This window comes from Pseudomonas sp. FYR_7 (assembly GCF_043106155.1).
Classification (GTDB): Bacteria; Pseudomonadota; Gammaproteobacteria; order Pseudomonadales; family Pseudomonadaceae; genus Aquipseudomonas; species Aquipseudomonas parafulva_B.
Genome location: NZ_JBICMI010000017.1, coordinates 48,662 through 67,126, shown reverse-complemented (window position 1 = coordinate 67,126; position 18,465 = coordinate 48,662). Strand labels below are relative to the sequence as shown.

Here is an 18,465-nt window from a genome sequence, read left to right as displayed (position 1 = left end):
GTACCGAGCGTCAGGTCAGCGGCTGGCCTGACGAGCCTTCTTCAACTTGAAGGCTACCCACAGCAGCAGGATCCAGCCCGGGATCAACATCACGGAGATGCGAATAGGTGGCGTCAGGTACATCACCACCAAAATCAGCACGATGAAGGCCAGGCACAGGTAGTTGGTGAACGGATGACCCAAGCTCTGGTAGAAGGGCTGTACCCCTGCCGCGCGCTTGGCCTTGCGGAACTTGAGGTGGGTGATGCTGATGCTGGCCCAGTTGATCACCAATGCCGACACCGCCAGTGCCATCAGCAGGCCAAAGGCTTGGCCGGGCATCAGGTAATTGATCACCACGCACAGGCCCGTGGCCAGGGCAGAAATGCCTAAAGCTGCCAGGGGTACACCGCTGCGGCTGACCTTGAGCAACTGACGTGGGGCATCGCCTTGGCTGGCCAGGCCGAACAGCATGCGGCTGTTGGCGTACACGCAGCTGTTGTAAACCGACAGCGCCGCTGTCAGGACCACGATGTTGAGGACGGTCGCGACCAGGTCGCTGTCCAGTTCATGGAAAATCATCACGAACGGGCTACCGCCTTGTACCACTTTCTGCCAGGGGTACAGCGAAAGCAGCACCGCAAGCGCGCCGATGTAGAAGATCAGGATCCGGTAGACCACCTGGTTGGTGGCCTTGGGTATGCTCTGGCGCGGATTGTCGGCTTCGGCGGCCGTGATGCCTACCAGTTCCAGGCCACCGAACGAAAACATGATCACGGCCAGGGCCATGACCAGGCCGGTCACACCATTGGGGAAGAACCCGCCGTATTGCCACAGGTTGGCCACACTGGCATCCGGGCCGCCGCTGCCGGTGCTGAGCAACCAGGCGCCGAAACCTATCATGCTGACGATGGCCACGATTTTTACCAAGGCGAACCAGAACTCCATCTCACCATAAACCTTCACCTGGGTGAGGTTGATCAGGTTGATCACCACGAAAAAGATCGCGGCCGTGGCCCAGGTTGGAAACTCAGGCCACCAGTACTGGACGTAGATACCCACCGCCGTCAGCTCGGCCATGCCGACCAACACGTAGACTACCCAGTAGTTCCAGCCAGACACGAAGCCTGCGAACTCGCTCCAGTACTGGTGGGCAAAATGGCTGAAGCTACCGGCGACCGGCTCTTCCACGACCATTTCCCCAAGCTGGCGCATGATCAGGAAAGCCATCAGGCCAGCAATGGCATAGCCCAGCAAGACCGAGGGGCCGGCCAGCTGAATGGTCTGGGCGATGCCCAGGAACAACCCTGTGCCGATGGCGCCGCCGAGCGCGATCAGCTGGATGTGACGATTCTTCAGCCCGCGCTGTAACCGCTCGGGCGTGCTCTGGTCTTGCATGAAGTGTCCTTTCGCTCAGTGAGGCAATGCTGTTGCTGTTGTTTGCAGTCAAGGATCTAGATCCATCCGCCCCACTGCAAGATGAAAATACCAATGTTGGTGGTGATCGCGGCCATTAGCGTGGTGATCACGATGATCGAAGCGGCCAGTTCATGGTTGCCGTTGGCCGCCCGCGCCATCACGTAGCTGGCCGCTGCGGTAGGGCTGCCGATGTAGAGGAACAGGATGCCCAGTTCAGCGCCGCGAAAACCACAAAGCCAGGCGCCAAGGGTACCGATCAGCGGCAGCCAGGCCATTTTTACCAGGCTGGCGTCCACGGCCAGCCGGCCGCTGTCGCGCAGAGCCGTCAGCGACAGGGTGCCGCCAATGCAGATCAGGGCCAGGGGCAGCGTCATCTGCGCCAGGTAATCACCGGAGGTAAGCAGCCAATTTGGCAACGGGACTTGGCCGTAGGCCATGGGAATGGCGACCAGCACGCTGAGGATCAGCGGGTTTTTCAGGATGCTTTTGAGAATGCTCCACGGGTCGGACTTCAGATCGGGGCTGTAGACCGCCAGCACGATGGCAGACAACGAGTTGTACAACAGGATCACCAACCCGGCCAACACTGCACCCAATGAGATGCCATAGTCGCCGTACAAGCTTGCGGCCAGTGCCAGGCCAATCACGCCGTTGTTGCCGCGAAAGGCCCCCTGGGTGTAGATGCCTCGGTCGGCCCACGGGCTGCGCCAGACGGCCATGCCCCAGGCGATGGCAAATCCGGCCAGGGTGGCCACCGTGAAATAGAGCATGATCCCAGGCCGGACCGCAGCCGCCAGGTCGGCATGATAGATGCCCAGAAACAGCAAGGCCGGCATGCAGACGTTGAACACCAGTTGCGAGGCGACCTTGTTGAAGTTGTCGTCGATCAGGTGGATACGGCGAAGCAACACGCCCAAAAACAACATGGCGAAAACGGGCGCCGTGATGTTCAGCGTCTGGATGAGAAGGGCAAGCATGGGCGCACAATCCTGAAAGGGGGGTTGCCGTTAGGGGGCTAATGATACGCCAACGGCCAGGATTTGCGGGCATTGTGCCGTGATGGCCTTGCAAGCGGCCCTGCTGGAGTACTGAACCGGACGCGATGGGCCGCACAGCGGCCGCAGGATTTCAAACTCGCAGCCCCATTACATCTGGGCTCATCGCGGCCGGTCCGGCGTCCGCCAAGATCGCGCCTGCAGCAGCATTCAGCGCCGCACTGGCCGCTTCTGCAATTTGCGCTGCAATGTCCGGCGGTGCATGCCCAGCGCGCGCGCGGTCGCCGAGATGTTGCCCTCGTGCTCGTTCAGCACGCGCTGGATGTGTTCCCACTGCAGACGGTCCACGGACATGGGGTTTTCCGGCACCAGCGTGTCCAGGTCGGTGTGCTCGGACAGCAAGGCCGCCAGCACGTCGTCAGCGTCAGCCGGTTTGCACAGGTAGTTGCAGGCGCCGCGCTTGACCGCTTCCACTGCCGTGGCGATGCTCGAGTACCCGGTCAGGATGACGACCCGCATTTCCGGGTCCAGCTCCAGCAGCTTGGGCAGCAGCACCAGGCCCGAATCCCCGTCCATTTTCAGGTCGAGCGTGGCGTAGTCCGGCAGGTCTTGCTGGGCCAGGATCAAACCTTCTTCGGCCGAGCTGGCGGTGCTCACCCGAAAGCCCCTGCGGCTCATGGCCCGGGCCATCACCCGGGTAAAGGTAGCATCGTCGTCCACCAGCAGCAGGTGCGGCAGCTCTTCGGTTTCGACCTGGTTTTCTTCACTCATCATGCTTCTCCTCGCGTGCCGTGTGGCAGGCGCAATTCGGTCAGGGTGCCACCTTGTTCATGACTATAGAGTTTCACTGAGCCACCCGCACGGGTGACGCTGGCCTTGCTCAGGAACAGGCCCAGGCCGAAGCCCTTGCCCTTGGTGGTAATGAAAGGTTTGCCAATGGCTTCGGCGATGGCTGGCGGTACGCCAGGGCCATGGTCGCGGATGCTGATGACGATGTCCTGGTGATCCCAATCCAGGCGCACCTCCAGGTCATCGGGACAGGCATCGGCGGCGTTGTTCAACAGGTTGAGCAGCGCCTGGGTCAGATCAGGCGGCGGCGTCAGCCGGGGGACAAGACCATCACGCAGGCGCTGGAAGCGGTAACTGGCTTCCGGGCGCATCAGGTGCCAGCGGTTGAGGGCCTCGTCGAGCCAGACGGTGACGTCCTGCTCGACGATGGCCAGCCGGCGATTGGCCTCGGCTGCGCGAACCAGCTGTTGCAGGGTTTCCTTGCACAGCTTGACCTGGTCCTGAAGGATCTGCAGGTCTTCCTGCAGCAGCGGATCAGTGTGATCCTGGCGCATCTCGTTAAGCAACACGCTCATCGTCGCCAGCGGCGTACCCAGCTCGTGGGCTGCGCCCGCAGCCTGGGTGGCCACGGCCAGCAACTGCTCATCGCGCAGGCTTTCTTCGCGGCGCTCCGAGCGCAGGTGCTCCTGGCGCCGAAGTTCCTCGGCCATGCGCGCGGCAAAGAAGGTGATCACCGCGGCGGCCAGCGCAATGCTCAGCCACATGCCGTAGACCTGCATCTTGTCCCGTGCCAGTGGCAGGCCTTCGAGCGGGTAGAACTGCACCAGCAGCAGGCTGTAGGCCGTCAGCGCGATGCCCGACAGAATCAGCGAATACAGCCAGGGCAGCGTAACCGCCGCGATCGCCAGCGGCACCAGGTAGTAGGACACGAAGGGGTTGGTCGAGCCGCCGGAGTAGTACAGCAGGGCGCTGTGTATCAACAGGTCGCACGCCAGTTGCAGGGCATATTCGAGTTCGGTGACCGGCAGCGACAGGCGCAGGCGCAGGGCCGTGAACGCGCACAGCAGCGAGGACAAGGCCAGGGTGCCGGCCAGCGACAGCCAGGGCAGTGGCAACAGCTCGGTCCAGTAGGCCACGCCCACCGAGCCGGCCTGGGCGGCCAACACAAGAACGCGAATGACGGTCAGTCGCCAGAGGTTCTGGCGTGTAGCGGACAGCGGTTGTACGGCGGCGAGCATGAGCTCTCCTGATGAGTGCTCCAGAAAATCGGCTGGAGTATACCGAAGCGGGACATGCTGCTGCAGTGATGCGGCAAACCGCCACACTTTGTCACAGCTTCATGGGGCCAGCGCTGAACCCACTACACTGTTCCCGGTCTGATGGGCCATGCGTGGAATGGATGGCCACACCCCACGCTTTCATCTGCCAAGGAGCACCTTATGCTAATCCAACGTCGCGGCGCTGCCCTTCTCTTGTCCTGCGGTCTGCTGGCCAGCCTGCCAGCGCTGGCCGCCGATGAACCGCGCTTCAACCAGGTGTCGCTGCGCGCCGAAGTGAGCAAGGAAGTGGCACGCGACCTGATGGTCGTGACCCTCTACAGCGAAGCGCAGAACACCGACCCGAGCAAGCTTGCCAAGCAGATCACCGAGACCATGAACAAGGCCGTGCAGCAGTCGCGCCAGGTCAAGGACGTCAAGATCAGCCAGGGCAGCCGCAACAGCTACCCGGTGTACGACACCAAGGGCCAGAAAATCACCGGCTGGCGCGAGCGTGCCGAGCTGCGGCTCGAAAGCGCGGACTTCCCGGCGCTTTCACAGCTCACCGCCGAGCTGCTGCAAGACCTGAAAATGGGCGGCATGGACTTCTCCATCGCACCGGCTACCCGCAAGTCCAGCGAAGACGCACTGCTCAAGGAGGCCGTCGACGCGTTCAAGGCGCGCGCCCAGTTGGCCACCGAAGCCCTGGGCGGCAGCGGTTACAAGGTGGTCAGCCTCAACTTGAACAGCAGCGGCTACCCACGGCCTTACCTGCGCAGTGCACCGATGGCGATGAAGGCCATGGCAGCAGACGAGGCTGCGCCAGCGCCGGACATCGAGGCGGGCACCAGCGAAGTGAGCATGAACGCCGATGGCTTGATCGAAGTTCAGATGCCCTGACCGCAAGGTGGCAGGGGTAGGTCCAAGGCCAGCCCCTGACCAGCAGCAGATGCCCTGGCGCCTTCACTGGCCCGCCAGGGCTTTTCTTCTTCCCCTAACGGGTAGCCCGCATTTTAAGAGATTTCCTACACCCTCTTAAGCCTTTCCCGACATCTTCCTTTAATCAGCAATATTCTGCAAAAAGCCACCATTCTGCCCTCGCAAACGTTTAACTCCGTCAAAAGTTACACCGATGCGACATTCATGTACTGCCGTGCCACATTTCAAGTCCCGACTAACCTTGTGCATATTGCATTGGGCCCACCCCTGCATAAGTATCCGCAGGTCGGCTCACGAGGCCGCCTCTTCTGAACAATGACAACAATGAGGCCAACATGCTCAAACATGCAGTCATTCCGTTCCTGCTAGGCGCAGGTTTGCTCACCGGCGCGCCGTCGGCCTTCGCCGCTTCCAACCTGGTGTTCTGTTCAGAAGGCAGCCCGGCCGGTTTCGACCCGGGGCAATACACCACCGGTACCGATTTCGACGCCTCTGCCGAAACGGTTTTCAACCGGTTGACTCAGTTCGAGCGAGGCGGCACCGCGGTCATTCCTGGGCTGGCAACGCGCTGGGAGGTGGCGGAGGATGGCAAGACCTACACCTTCCACCTGCGCGAAGGCGTGAAGTTCCACACCACCGATTACTTCAAGCCCACCCGCCCGTTTAATGCGGACGACGTGCTGTTCACGTTCAACCGCATGCTCGACAAGGACCATCCGTTCCGCAAGGCCTACCCCACCGAGTTCCCATACTTCACCGACATGGGCATGGACAAGAACATCGCCGGCGTCGAGAAACTGGACGACCATACGGTCAAGTTCACTCTCAACGACGTCGACGCCGCTTTCATCCAGAACCTGGCCATGAGCTTTGCGTCCATCCAGTCCGCCGAGTACGCCGACCAGTTGCTCAAGAATGGCAAGGCCGCCGACATCAACCAGAAGCCGATCGGCACCGGCCCGTTCGTGTTCAGCAAGTACCAGAAAGACGCGCAGATTCGCTTCAAGGGTAACAAGGACTACTGGAAACCCGAGGACGTGAAGATCGACAACCTGATCTTCGCCATCACCACCGATGCTTCGGTGCGCATGCAGAAACTCAAGAAGAACGAGTGCCAGGTCACGCTGTTCCCGCGCCCGGCCGATATCGCCCCGCTCAAGCAGGACCCCAAACTGCAGATGCCCCAGCAGGCGGGCTTCAACCTGGGCTACATCGCCTACAACGTGATGGACCAGGTCAAGGGCAGCAACCAGCCCAACCCCATGGCTCAACTCAAGGTGCGCCAGGCGCTGGACATGGCCGTGGACAAGCAGAAAATCATCGAGTCGGTCTACCAGGGGGCAGGCCAGCTGGCGGTCAATGCCATGCCACCGACCCAGTGGTCGTATGACAGCAGCATCAAGGACGCTCCCTACGACCCCGACAAGGCCCGCCAATTGCTCAAGGAAGTCGGCATCAAGGACGGCACCGAAATTACTCTTTGGGCCATGCCGGTCCAGCGCCCGTACAACCCCAACGCCAAGCTGATGGCCGAGATGCTCCAGGCAGACTGGGCCAAGGTCGGTATCAAGGCCAAGATCGTCAGCTATGAATGGGGCGAGTACATCAAGCGCTCCAAGGCGGGCGAACAGGGCGCCATGCTCATTGGCTGGAGCGGGGACAATGGCGACCCTGACAACTGGCTGGGCACCTTGTATGGCTGCGACGCCATCGACGGCAACAACTTCTCCAAGTGGTGCTACAAGCCCTACGATGACTTGATCAAGCAGGCCAAGGCCACCTCCGACCAGGCCAAGCGCACCGAGCTTTATCAGAAAGCCCAGCACATCCTCAAGGAACAGGTGCCGATCACCCCGATCGCCCACTCCACCGTCTACCAGCCCATGAGTGCCAAGGTGAAGGACTTCAAGATCAGTCCATTTGCCCTGAACGCGTTCTACGGCGTCAGCGTGGACAAATAGCCTGAGGGCTGCGCCCGCCTGACGGGCGCCTGACCCACCCAATCCATACCCCGTCGTCCCGCTGCCAAGCGTGCGGGACAGGCGAACTGTTGCCGCGATTCGTGCCCGGAGCCGGCCCCGCACCCAAAAGGACTTAGCATGCGCCACGTGACCCGACTTTCTACACTGCTCGCCCTGACCCTCCTCGGCCAGACGCCAGCGGTGATGGCCAACAACCTGGTGTTCTGCTCCGAAGGCAGCCCGGCCGGTTTCGATACGGCCCAATACACCACCGCCACCGACAATGACGCCGCCCAGCCGATCTACAACCGCCTGGTGGAGTTCGAACGCGGCGGCACGGCGGTACACCCTGCCCTGGCCACCCGCTGGGAAGTCAGCGAGAACGGCCTGCGCTACACCTTTCACCTGCGCGAAGGCGTGAGCTTTCACAGCAACAAGGCCTTCACCCCCAGCCGGCCCTTCAACGCAGATGACGTGCTGTTCACCTTCAACCGCATGCTCGACAGGCAGCACCCGTTTCGCAAGGCCTACCCCACCGAGTTCCCCTACTTCGTCAGCATGGGCCTGGACAAGAACATCGCAGGCGTCGAAAAAACCGACCCATACACCGTGGTGTTCACGCTGCACACGGTAGATGCCGCGTTCATCCAGAACCTGGCCATGAGCGTTGCATCGATCCTGTCCGCCGAATACGCCGAGCAACTGCTCAAGACCGGGCGGCCCAGCGACATCAACCAGCAACCGATAGGCACCGGCCCGTTCGTGTTCCAGCGTTACCAGAAGGACTCGCAGATCCGCTACAAGGCCAACCGTGCCTACTGGGCGCCCGAGCAGGTGAAGCTCGACAACCTGGTGTTCTCGATCAATGTCGACCCGTCGGTGCGCATCCAGAAACTGCGCCGCAACGAGTGCCAGGTCACCCTGCATCCGCGGCCGGCCGACCTGCCAGGGCTCAAGCAGGACCCCAAAGTGCAGGTCTTGCAGCAAGCAGGGTTCAACCTGGGCTATATCGCCTACAACACCCAGCACCCGCCATTCGACCGGCTTGAGGTACGCCAGGCCATGGACATGGCGGTCAACAAGCAAGCCATCCTGCAGGCGGTGTACCAGCAAGCCGGGCAACGGGCGGTTAATGCGATGCCGCCCACACAGTGGTCCTACGACAACAGCATCACCGATGCACCCCATGACCCGGACAAAGCCCGCCAGCTGCTCGAGCAGGTCGGGGTCAAGCCTGGCACCGAAATCACCCTGTGGGCCATGCCGGTGCAACGCCCCTACAACCCTAACGCCAAGCTGATGGCCGAAATGCTCCAAGCCGATTGGAGCAAGCTGGGCTTCAAAGTGCGCATCGTCAGCTACGAATGGGGCGAATACATCAAGCGCCTCAAGAGCGGTGAGCACGATGTGGCGCTGATCGGTTGGACAGGTGACAACGGCGACCCCGACAACTGGCTGGGCACGCTGTACAGCTGCGATGCCATTGGCAGCAACAACTACTCGCAATGGTGCGACCCGCAGTACGACAGCCTGGTCAAGCAAGCCAAGCAGGTCACCGACCAGGCCCAGCGCACCGCGCTCTATCAGCAAGCCCAGCAGCGGCTCAAGCAGCAGGTGCCGATCACGCCAGTGGCCCACTCAACTGTCAATCAGCCCCTGAGCACCCAAGTGTCCGGGTTCAAGGTCAGCCCGTTCGGACGCAACGATTTTTCCGGCGTCAGCGTCGATTAGCACCGCCGGACAGGCGTGGCGCGCAGGTGGGGAGACCCGCGCGCCAAGCATGACCATCGTCCGCTTCAACCTCGGTGATCCCGGGGCGCTCCAGGCAACACGGCAACACCCACCCGGCCCACAAGGCCGGCAATAACTAGAAATGAAAAGGAGCTTCTATCGTGAGACTGTTCAATTCGAGCGCGCTGGCGTTAGCCATAGGCGTGGCAACCTCCACCGCCCACGCCGACCCACAGAGCCAAGCCTACCTGCCGCTCACCGTCGCAGCCCAAAGCGCCCAGGCGCAGGCCAAGGGTTTCGTCGATGGCCAGAGCTTGAGCGGGACGACGCGCAACTGGTACGCCCGCGAACGCGCCACGCGCGCACCGCTATGGCGCTACTACAAGAGCGACGGTACCCGTCACCCCACCCACACGCGTGAAAACTGGGTGCAGGGCACCATCCTCAATTACACCTCGGGCTTTACCCAGGGCACGGTGGGCTTTGCCGTGGAGGCAGCCGGCTACAATGCCATCGCCCTGCAGCAGGATCGCGAAGCGATTGCAGGGCCCAACAACCGTACCCTGACCCACAGCGACGGCGATGCCATCGGCCAGTGGAGCAAACTGGGGTTGGGTAACGTCAAGGCGCGTATATCCAATACCACCCTGACCCTCGGTCGTCAGGCCGTCGATACCCCGATGATCGCTTTCATCGGCAACCGCGCCCTGCCCTCCAGTTTCCAGGGCGCGTTCCTGCACAGCGCTGAATTCGACAACCTGACGTTCGACCTGGGTACCTTCGACCGGGTATCGCCACGTACCGAGCAGAGCCTGAGCAAGTTCCGCAGCGAATACGGGGCGGCCGGGGTGGAAACCGACCGCGCCAGCACGGTCGGTATCAACTACCAGCCCCTCAAGAGCCTGACCACCAGCCTGTACGCCACCAAGGTCGAAGATTTCTGGAACCAGTACTATTTCGGCGCCAATCACCTGTTCGGCGACAGCGCCGTGCTCAGCCTGTCCACGGGTCTTAACTACTACAAGACGGTGGACGCCGGCAGCCGCAAGATGGGCGACATCGACAACGACACCTACAGCCTGTCGCTGGGCCTGACCCATCAGGCCCACACCCTTACCGCCGCCTGGCAGCAGGTCAATGGCAACGAGTATTTCGACTACCTCCACGAAACCAACGGCATCTACCTGGCCAACTCGCTGCTGTCGGACTTCAACGGCCCGAACGAGAAATCGCTGCAGCTATCCTATGTGCTCAACATGGCCTACTACGGCGTGCCAGGGCTGAAATTCAACCTGTACAACGCGCGTGGCTGGGGCATCGACGGCACCCATTACCGAGGCAGCGCCTACGACGTCCAAGGCCTCGATGGCGAGACCCATTACGAGTGGGGCATCGGCACCAGCTACGCGGTACAGAGCGGACCGCTCAAGGACACCAGCATCCGCGCTACCTACACCACGCACCGCGCAAGCAAGGCACAGGGCGATGGCAGCCTGAACGAATTCAGGCTCGTGACCACCATTCCGTTCAACATCCTCTGACCGGCCGCCCGGCCCGCTTGCCAGCGGGTCGGGCGTCAGGCTGGAGCACAACGCAGGGAGAATTGATCCATGCAAGCTGTGACCAAGAAGACATCGGCACTGCGCCTGTTGCTGGCAACGCTGATCCTGGGCAGTACGTCTCAGCTGGCCGCCAAGCCGCTGGTGGTGTGCACCGAGGCCAGCCCCGAAGGGTTCGACGTGGTGCAATACACCACGGCGGTGACGTTCGACGCTGCAGCTGAAACCCTCTTCAACCGCCTGGTGGACTTCAAGCCCGGCACCACGGATGTACAACCAGCCCTGGCCGAGCGCTGGGACATTTCTGCCGACGGCCTGACCTATACCTTCCACCTTCGCCGTGGGGTCAAGTTCCACACCACCGACTATTTCAAGCCCAGCCGCGATCTGAACGCCGACGATGTGCTTTGGAGCTTGCGCCGCCAGCTTGACCCGAACCACCCCTGGCACGACAAGACCAGCATCGGCTACCCCTACTTCGAGAGCATGGCCTTCAAATCGTTGCTCAAGTCGGTGGACAAGACCGACGACTACACCGTGGTGATCACCCTGACCCGGCCCGAGGCGCCTTTCCTGCGCGACATGGCCATGGGCTTCACATCCATCTATTCCGCCGAGTACGGCGATCAGTTGCTGGCAGCCGGCAAAACGGCAGAGCTCAACAGCAAGCCAATCGGCACCGGGCCGTTCATTTTCCAGCGCTACAACAAAGATGCCCAGGTCCGCTTCAAGCCCAACCCGGACTACTTCCGTGGCAAGCCGCCCGCCGATGCCCTGGTTTTCGCCATCGCCACCGACAGTAACGTGCGCCTGCAGAAGTTGCGCGCCAACGAGTGCCAGGTTGCGCTGTATCCCAAACCGGACGATGTGCCGTCGATCATGGCGGATCCGCGCCTGAAGGTCGCGCAGACCGAAGCGCTGGTGACCGGCTACATTGCCATGAACACCCAGCATCCGTACCTGAGTGATGTACGCGTGCGCAAGGCGATCAACATGGCATTCGACCGCCAGACCCACGTCGACCAGCTGTTCGGCAAAGGCAATGCGCTGGTCGGCATCAACCCGTATCCCCCTTCGATGATCGGCTACAACACCGCCAACCAGAACCCGCCACGCGATCTGGACCAGGCGCGTGCGCTGCTTAAACAAGCCGGTGTGCCCCAGGGCACGGTCATCACCCTGTTCACCCGCAATGGCGGCGGCCCGACCAACCCAAATCCGCGACTGTCCGCCGAGATGCTTCAGTCCGACCTGGCGCAGATCGGCCTTAAGCTGGATATCCGTGTCATGGAATGGGCCGAAATGCTGCGCCGTGCCAAGAAAGGCGAGGCGGACCTGGTGTCCAGTGGCTGGGCCGGCGACAACGGCGACCCGGACAACTTCCTCACCCCCTTGCTTAGCTGCGAGGCGGCCAGCAATGGCGAGAACTATGCACGCTGGTGCAACTCGAAATTCCAGGCACTGATCACCCGCGCCCGCGAGGTGAGCGACAACGACGAGCGTGCCAGGCTCTATAGCGAGGCATTGACGGTGTACGATGAGGACCAGCCCTGGATCAGCATGGCCCACCCCAAGGTGTTCACGGCCATGCGTGACAACGTGGAGGGCTACGTGATCAGCCCCCTGACCAGCAACAACTTCGCTACCACCCGAGTGAAGTAGAACAACAACGACCGCCGTTGCCCTGTGGGCAATGGCGGCTCTGCCGTGGCAGGTACCTGCCATGCGGCCTGATGAGGTAACTGCGACCATGTTGAGTTTTATTGCCCGGCGCCTCGGCCTGTTGATCCCGACCTTTTTCGGCATCACCTTGCTGACCTTCGCGCTGATACGCCTGATCCCCGGTGACCCGGTGGAAGTGATGATGGGCGAACGCAGGGTCGACCCGCAAATGCATGCCGAGGCCATGGAACGGCTAGGCCTGAACAAACCGTTGCCAGCCCAGTACCTGGACTACATCGGCAAGCTGGCCCAGGGCGACCTGGGCGAGTCGCTGCGCACGCGCGAGAGCGTGTGGAGCGAGTTCACCACCTTGTTCCCGGCCACCCTCGAACTGGCCATGGCCGCCTTGCTGTTCGCCGGCGTGGTCGGCTTGCTGGCCGGGGTGATCGCCGCGCTCAAGCGCGGCTCGCTGTTCGACCATGGGGTGATGGGGATTTCGCTGGCCGGCTACTCGATGCCGATCTTCTGGTGGGGCCTGATCCTGATCATGTTCTTCTCAGTGAGCCTGGGCTGGACCCCGGTATCCGGGCGCATCGACCTGCTCTATGACATCGAACCCAAGACCGGCTTCATGCTCATCGACACCCTGCTCAGCGATGAAGAAGGCTCGTTCAAGGATGCGGTGATGCACCTGATTCTGCCGGCCATCGTCCTCGGTACCATCCCGCTAGCCGTGATCGCGCGCATGACGCGCTCCTCCATGCTCGAAGTGCTGCGCGAGGACTACATCCGCACGGCGCGCGCCAAAGGGCTTTCCCCGGCCCGGGTCGTGTTCATGCACGGCTTGCGCAACGCCCTGATTCCCGTCTTGACCGTGTTCGGCCTGCAGGTCGGCACCTTGCTGGCCGGTGCAGTGTTGACCGAAACCATCTTCTCCTGGCCGGGCATCGGCAAATGGCTGATCGAAGCCATCGGTGCCCGTGACTACCCCGTGGTCCAGAACGGCATTCTGTTGATTGCCTGCCTGGTGATCCTGGTCAACTTCGTCGTGGACATTCTCTACGGCTTGGCCAACCCACGCATCCGTCATCAGCGCTGAGGCCCCGTTATGACCAACCCGACTGCAAAAAACCTGTCCCCGGTCAGCCCGGTGGACCAGAGCCTTCTCTACCCCTCGCCCTACAAGGAATTCTGGCAGGCATTCGCGCGCAACAAGGGCGCGGTGATGGGCCTGGCGTTCATGTGCGTGGTGGTGTTCTGCGCGCTGTTTGCGCCCTGGGTCGCACCCCACGACCCCAGCGAGCAGTACCGCGATTTTCTACTGACTCCCCCGGTGTGGCTGGAGGGCGGCACCTGGCAGTTCATCCTGGGCACCGATGAGCTTGGCCGCGACCTGCTCTCGCGCTTGATCCAGGGGGCGCGCCTGTCCTTGCTGATCGGCTTGTCATCGGTGGTGATATCGCTGATCCCCGGCATTCTGCTCGGGTTGCTGGCAGGCTTCTTCCCGCACTTCGTCGGCCCTTCGATCATGCGCCTGATGGACGTAATGCTGGCCCTGCCCTCGCTGCTACTGGCCGTCGCCATCGTCGCCATCCTCGGCCCTGGCCTGATCAACACCGTGATCGCCATTGCCATCGTCTCGCTGCCCTCGTACGTGCGCCTGACCCGCGCCGCCGTGATGGGCGAGCTTAACCGCGACTACGTCACCGCCGCCCGGCTGGCAGGTGCTGGGCTGTGGCGCCTGATGTTCGTGACCGTGCTGCCCAACTGCATGGCGCCGCTGATCGTGCAGGCCACCTTGAGCTTTTCCTCGGCCATTCTCGATGCCGCCGCCCTGGGCTTCCTGGGCCTTGGCGTGCAACCCCCGACGCCGGAGTGGGGCACCATGCTGGCCTCGGCCAGGGATTACATCGAGCGCGCCTGGTGGGTGGTGAGCCTGCCGGGCCTGACCATCCTGCTCAGCGTACTGGCGATCAACCTGATGGGTGATGGCCTGCGCGATGCGCTCGACCCCAAACTCAAGAACGCCGCCTGAGGAGCACAGCCATGTCTTTGTTGCAGATCAACAACCTCAACGTGCGTTTTGGCGACGCGGACGCCGTGCCGGTGGTGGACGGGCTGGACTTGCAGGTTCAATCCGGCGAAATCCTGGCCATCGTCGGCGAGTCCGGCTCGGGCAAATCGGTGACCATGATGGCCCTGATGGGCCTGATCGAGGCCCCGGGTCGGATCACCGCCGATGCCATGACCTTCGACGGTACCGACATGCTCACCCTCAGCGGCCGGCAACGGCGCAAGGTGGTGGGCAAGGATATCGCCATGGTCTTTCAGGACCCGATGACGGCCCTGAACCCCAGCTACACCGTGGGCTATCAGATCGAAGAAGTGCTGCGCCAACACTTGGGCCTCAAGGGCAAGGCGGCGCGGCAACGGGCCCTGGAACTGCTGCAGAAGGTCGAGATCCCGGCCGCCGAGAGTCGCCTGGACGCCTATCCGCATCAACTGTCCGGCGGCATGAGCCAACGGGTGGCCATCGCCATGGCCATTGCCGGCGAGCCCAAGCTGCTGATCGCCGACGAGCCGACCACGGCGCTGGACGTGACCATCCAGGCGCAGATCATGGAGCTGCTGGTCAACCTGCAGCAGGAGCGCAACATGGCCCTGATCCTGATCACCCATGACCTGGCGGTCGTGGCCGAGACCGCGCGCCGGGTGTGCGTGATGTATGCAGGCCAGGCTGTGGAGGTGGGCCAGGTGCCAGAGCTGTTCGACATCCCTGCCCACCCCTATACCGAAGCCCTGCTGGCGGCGATTCCCGAGCACAGCCTGGGTGCCGAGCGATTGGCCACCCTGCCCGGCATCGTTCCGGGCCGCTATGACCGCCCCACGGGTTGCCTGCTGTCGCCACGCTGCCCGTATGTGCAGGACAACTGTCGACACCAGCGCCCGGCCCTGGACCCCAAAGCCCAGAGCCTGGCCCGCTGTTTCTACCCACTGAACCAGGAGGTGGCGTGATGGCCGTCGTTCTATCGGCCCGGGACCTGACCCGGCATTACGAAGTCTCCCGCGGGTTGTTCAAGGGCCATGCGCTGGTACGCGCGCTCAATGGCGTTTCGTTCGAGCTGGAGGCGGGCAAGACGTTGGCGGTGGTCGGTGAGTCCGGTTGCGGCAAGTCGACCCTGGCCCGCGCCCTGACCCTGATCGAGCAGCCCACCTCAGGCTCGCTGCAGATCGCAGGTACCGAGGTAACCGGTGCCAGCAAGGTCGAGCGCAAGCAACTGCGCCGGGACGTACAAATGGTCTTCCAAAGCCCTTACGCCTCGCTCAACCCGCGGCAGAAGATCGGTGACCAACTGGCCGAGCCGTTGCTGATCAACACCACGCTGAGCAAGGCGCAGCGGCGTGACAGGGTGCAGAAGATGATGGAGCAGGTGGGGCTGCGCCCGGAGCATTACCAGCGCTATCCGCACATGTTCTCGGGTGGACAACGCCAGCGTATCGCGCTGGCACGGGCCATGATGTTGCAGCCCAAGGTGTTGGTGGCCGACGAACCGACGTCTGCGCTGGATGTGTCGATCCAGGCCCAAGTGCTGAATTTGTTCATGGACATGCAACAGCAGTACGGTACCGGTTACGTGTTCATCTCTCACAACCTGGCGGTAGTACGGCACGTGGCCGACGATGTACTGGTCATGTACCTGGGCAGGCCGGCGGAGATGGGGCCCAAAGCCGATATCTACGAAAAGCCGCTGCATCCGTATACCCAGGCCCTGCTGTCTGCCACACCCGCTATTCATCCAGATCCGTCCAAACCGCGTATCCGCATTGCCGGCGAGCTGCCCAACCCGCTCAACCCGCCGGATGGCTGCGCTTTTCACAAACGCTGCCCCTACGCGACCGATCGCTGCGCCAATGAAGTACCGGCGTTCAGGCAGGTGGAGACCCGGCAGGTGGCTTGTCACTATGCGGAGCAGTTTCTCTAAGGAAGGTATGGATCGGCCGGTCCGGCGGGCCGGCAAGACCGCTGCCAATTCACTGGCTTTCAGAACCGGTGCAAGACGACAGATCGACAAGTAAGACATAAACGAAAAGGGCCGCTAAGCGGCCCTTTTCGTCAGTGCATGAACAGTGCAATCAGAATGATGATTGGAATCGGTACACCCAGCAGCCATAGCAATATCGAGCGCATGTTCGTTCTCCTTACTTAGCGTTGAATAGTGCGGTGAGCGACGTAGTCGCCTTCAAGCCACTGAACCTGGTCGCGACGACGACCACCGTACAGCGCGGCGAGGCTGGCGAAGAAGGCGCCGCACAGAAGGGCCACGAAGGTCCACAGGGCAGTCCAGGCAGCCACTTTGGCGGCGGTGTCTGCAGCCTGCTTGGCATCGGTCTTCAGTTGTTGAACTTGAGCCATGACTTGGTCGACGCGCGCTTCAGCTTCCGGCTGGGACAGGCGGGTGCGCTGGGCAACCAGCTGCGCCAGGTAGGCACGGTCTTCAGGTGCCAGGGCGCCGTCCCCGGCGAGACCTTTGGCCAAGATGCGAGCGGCAACACCATTGGCCGCATCATCGCTGACAGGCGCTGGGCCCTCGCCACGGAACAGGCCGTCGACGAAGTAGTCCAGGGACTCGTCCGAGGCATTGGAGGCGGCAGCACCACCGGCAGCGGCGGTCATGCCGGCCGCTTGAGTCGCTGCACTGGCACCTGCACCGACGATGTTGCCGGCGGTACCCAGTACCAGCATGGCCGTCACCAAGGTAGCCACGGCCCACGACAGGAAGCCGTGTGCAGTGTCGCGGAAATACACTTCGTCACCGTGCAGATTGGCCCATTTCACGCGCAGACGGCCGGCAATGTAGCCGCCCATGCCCGAAGCGATGATCTGGGTCAGCAGCAACCAGACAATGGTGGAAATACCCAGGGCTTTGGCACTGGCCCCTTCATCTGCCCACGGCGAGGTCGCGGCAAAGCCGAGCCCTGCACCGAGCACTACCAGAAGGAGAGAGATGGCAGCAGCACCGGCTGCGCCAGCGAAGATCGCTGCCCAGGAAACACCTGAGCGGCTTTGAGTATCGACAACGGGATAGTCGGCAGATGAGATCATGATGTGGTCGCCTGTGTTGTTAGCGAGAAGTCCATTCGCGCATTAAACGTTGCAGCCGCTGTGCCAGTTGCCATAAAAAATCCCGCCCTTTTAAATCAATGAGTTACAAAAACAGGTTAATTATTGATCGTGCAAAATGCGCGAATCGGCCTCTAGCATCAGGTGTTCTGCAATTCTTGTCGCCACGCCAGGGAACAGGCATGATCCTGCCATGACCCTGCCCGATGGCCCGTCCCAGACGCCGATCACCGCCGACACCGTGATGCGCTACCACCTGTGCTGGAAGTATCGCGATCTCGATGGCGTGATGGCGCTGTACCACCCCGACATTCAATACCACGACTTCTTCCAGAATCGCGTGCTGAGCCATGCCGAGCTGCGTGCGTACGTGAGCGCCTGCCTGCCCCATGCCGCCGGCGAGGACATCGTGCACAGCGACCGTATCCGCGTCGATGGCTGTACGGCGTACATTCAGTACCAGGTCACCGTGCAGGGCGGGGACGGCCTGGTGGCGTTCCAGTCCAGCGAGGCGATCACGGTAAAGGACGGCCTGATCTGGCAGGTCAATGAGTACGCCACACTCGTGCGTCAGCAAAGTGCCGGCAGCACCCGTTGCACTTCACGGCCCGCCACCAGCCGGCTAGGTCTGTCCCCGCGTCAGTTGTCGACCATGGCGCAAGACCTTGAACACTACTTTCAGCGACAACGCCCGTACCTGGATCCTGAGCTGAGCCTGCAACAGGTCGCTCAGGCCAGCGGTTACAGCCGCAATCAGATTTCCTACCTGTTGAACCAGGTGCTGGGCCAGAGCTTTTATCGCTACGTCAACCAGGCGCGCCTGCAGCACCTGATGACGATCCTGGCAACTGACAACGGCCAGTCGTCCATCGATGACCTGGCGTTCAACGCCGGTTTCAACTCGCTGTCCGCGTTCTACAAGTGCTTTCGCGAGCACACCGGGCTGACGCCCAAGGCCTACCTCAAACAGATTTCCTCGCGTGCACGCACGTAAGACAAGCGCTGCCGTTGCCCACTAGCATCGCTCCATCACCTGATCGCTTGTGGAGCCCG

General features: G+C 62.1%; 15 protein-coding genes. 10 read left to right on the top strand and 5 right to left on the bottom strand.

What is annotated here, in order from left to right; translation table 11 throughout:
• Positions 1 to 15 precede the first annotated feature (15 nt).
• The 4 genes from ACF8R3_RS04020 to ACF8R3_RS04005 form a co-directional block, all read right to left on the bottom strand.
• On the bottom strand, positions 16 to 1,377 hold the full coding sequence (locus ACF8R3_RS04020; protein WP_145255758.1) for an amino acid permease: 1,362 nt from the start codon (positions 1,375 to 1,377) through the stop codon (positions 16 to 18).
• Positions 1,378 to 1,433: 56 nt separating this feature from the next.
• On the bottom strand, positions 1,434 to 2,375 hold the full coding sequence (locus ACF8R3_RS04015) for an AEC family transporter (protein ID WP_078479064.1): 942 nt from the start codon (positions 2,373 to 2,375) through the stop codon (positions 1,434 to 1,436).
• Positions 2,376 to 2,603: 228 nt separating this feature from the next.
• Positions 2,604 to 3,164 (bottom strand): response regulator transcription factor, encoded by a 561-nt coding sequence (locus tag ACF8R3_RS04010; protein WP_058637486.1) that lies wholly within the window; start codon positions 3,162 to 3,164, stop codon positions 2,604 to 2,606.
• Complete coding sequence (locus ACF8R3_RS04005) at positions 3,164 to 4,420, bottom strand: ATP-binding protein (protein ID WP_078479065.1); 1,257 nt, start codon at positions 4,418 to 4,420, stop codon at positions 3,164 to 3,166. The genes ACF8R3_RS04010 and ACF8R3_RS04005 overlap by 1 nt, the downstream gene beginning before the upstream one ends.
• A gap of 201 nt (positions 4,421 to 4,621) precedes the next feature.
• Here ACF8R3_RS04005 and ACF8R3_RS04000 point away from each other — a divergent pair, with 201 nt between their 5' ends.
• The 9 genes from ACF8R3_RS04000 to ACF8R3_RS03960 all read left to right on the top strand — a co-directional run bounded on the left by ACF8R3_RS04000 (position 4,622) and on the right by ACF8R3_RS03960 (position 16,273).
• Positions 4,622 to 5,338, top strand: coding sequence for an SIMPL domain-containing protein (locus ACF8R3_RS04000; RefSeq protein WP_058604393.1), 717 nt, complete (start codon positions 4,622 to 4,624; stop codon positions 5,336 to 5,338).
• Positions 5,339 to 5,712: 374 nt separating this feature from the next.
• Entirely contained in the window at positions 5,713 to 7,338 is a 1,626-nt protein-coding gene (locus ACF8R3_RS03995; RefSeq protein ID WP_196121705.1) for an ABC transporter substrate-binding protein, read from the top strand.
• A gap of 138 nt (positions 7,339 to 7,476) precedes the next feature.
• Positions 7,477 to 9,069, top strand: a complete 1,593-nt coding sequence (locus tag ACF8R3_RS03990) for an ABC transporter substrate-binding protein (protein ID WP_392515014.1) — start codon at positions 7,477 to 7,479, stop codon at positions 9,067 to 9,069.
• A 161-nt stretch (positions 9,070 to 9,230) separates the two neighbouring features.
• A complete protein-coding gene (locus ACF8R3_RS03985) occupies positions 9,231 to 10,610 on the top strand; it encodes an OprD family porin (protein WP_078479067.1) in 1,380 nt (459 codons plus the stop codon).
• A 69-nt stretch (positions 10,611 to 10,679) separates the two neighbouring features.
• The gene (locus tag ACF8R3_RS03980; RefSeq protein ID WP_058637481.1) at positions 10,680 to 12,290 is read left to right on the top strand and encodes an ABC transporter substrate-binding protein; all 1,611 of its coding nucleotides are present in this window, start codon (positions 10,680 to 10,682) and stop codon (positions 12,288 to 12,290) included.
• Between the two features lie 88 nt (positions 12,291 to 12,378).
• Entirely contained in the window at positions 12,379 to 13,389 is a 1,011-nt protein-coding gene (locus ACF8R3_RS03975; protein ID WP_058637549.1) for an ABC transporter permease subunit, read from the top strand.
• Between the two features lie 9 nt (positions 13,390 to 13,398).
• The gene (locus ACF8R3_RS03970) at positions 13,399 to 14,325 is read left to right on the top strand and encodes an ABC transporter permease subunit (RefSeq protein ID WP_144964415.1); all 927 of its coding nucleotides are present in this window, start codon (positions 13,399 to 13,401) and stop codon (positions 14,323 to 14,325) included.
• Between the two features lie 11 nt (positions 14,326 to 14,336).
• Positions 14,337 to 15,305, top strand: a complete 969-nt coding sequence (locus ACF8R3_RS03965) for an ABC transporter ATP-binding protein (RefSeq protein ID WP_058637479.1) — start codon at positions 14,337 to 14,339, stop codon at positions 15,303 to 15,305.
• Positions 15,305 to 16,273 (top strand): peptide ABC transporter ATP-binding protein, encoded by a 969-nt coding sequence (locus ACF8R3_RS03960; RefSeq protein ID WP_058604386.1) that lies wholly within the window; start codon positions 15,305 to 15,307, stop codon positions 16,271 to 16,273. Before ACF8R3_RS03965 ends, ACF8R3_RS03960 begins: the two co-directional genes overlap by 1 nt.
• A gap of 221 nt (positions 16,274 to 16,494) precedes the next feature.
• Here the strand turns inward: ACF8R3_RS03960 and ACF8R3_RS03955 are convergent, their stop codons facing one another.
• On the bottom strand, positions 16,495 to 17,394 hold the full coding sequence (locus ACF8R3_RS03955; RefSeq protein ID WP_078479070.1) for a hypothetical protein: 900 nt from the start codon (positions 17,392 to 17,394) through the stop codon (positions 16,495 to 16,497).
• 211 nt (positions 17,395 to 17,605) lie between these two features.
• On the opposite strand from ACF8R3_RS03955, the gene ACF8R3_RS03950 reads away from it, so the two are divergent.
• Positions 17,606 to 18,406: a helix-turn-helix domain-containing protein gene (locus tag ACF8R3_RS03950; protein ID WP_392474869.1), complete on the top strand. Its 801-nt coding sequence runs from the start codon at positions 17,606 to 17,608 to the stop codon at positions 18,404 to 18,406.
• Positions 18,407 to 18,465: the final 59 nt, after the last annotated feature.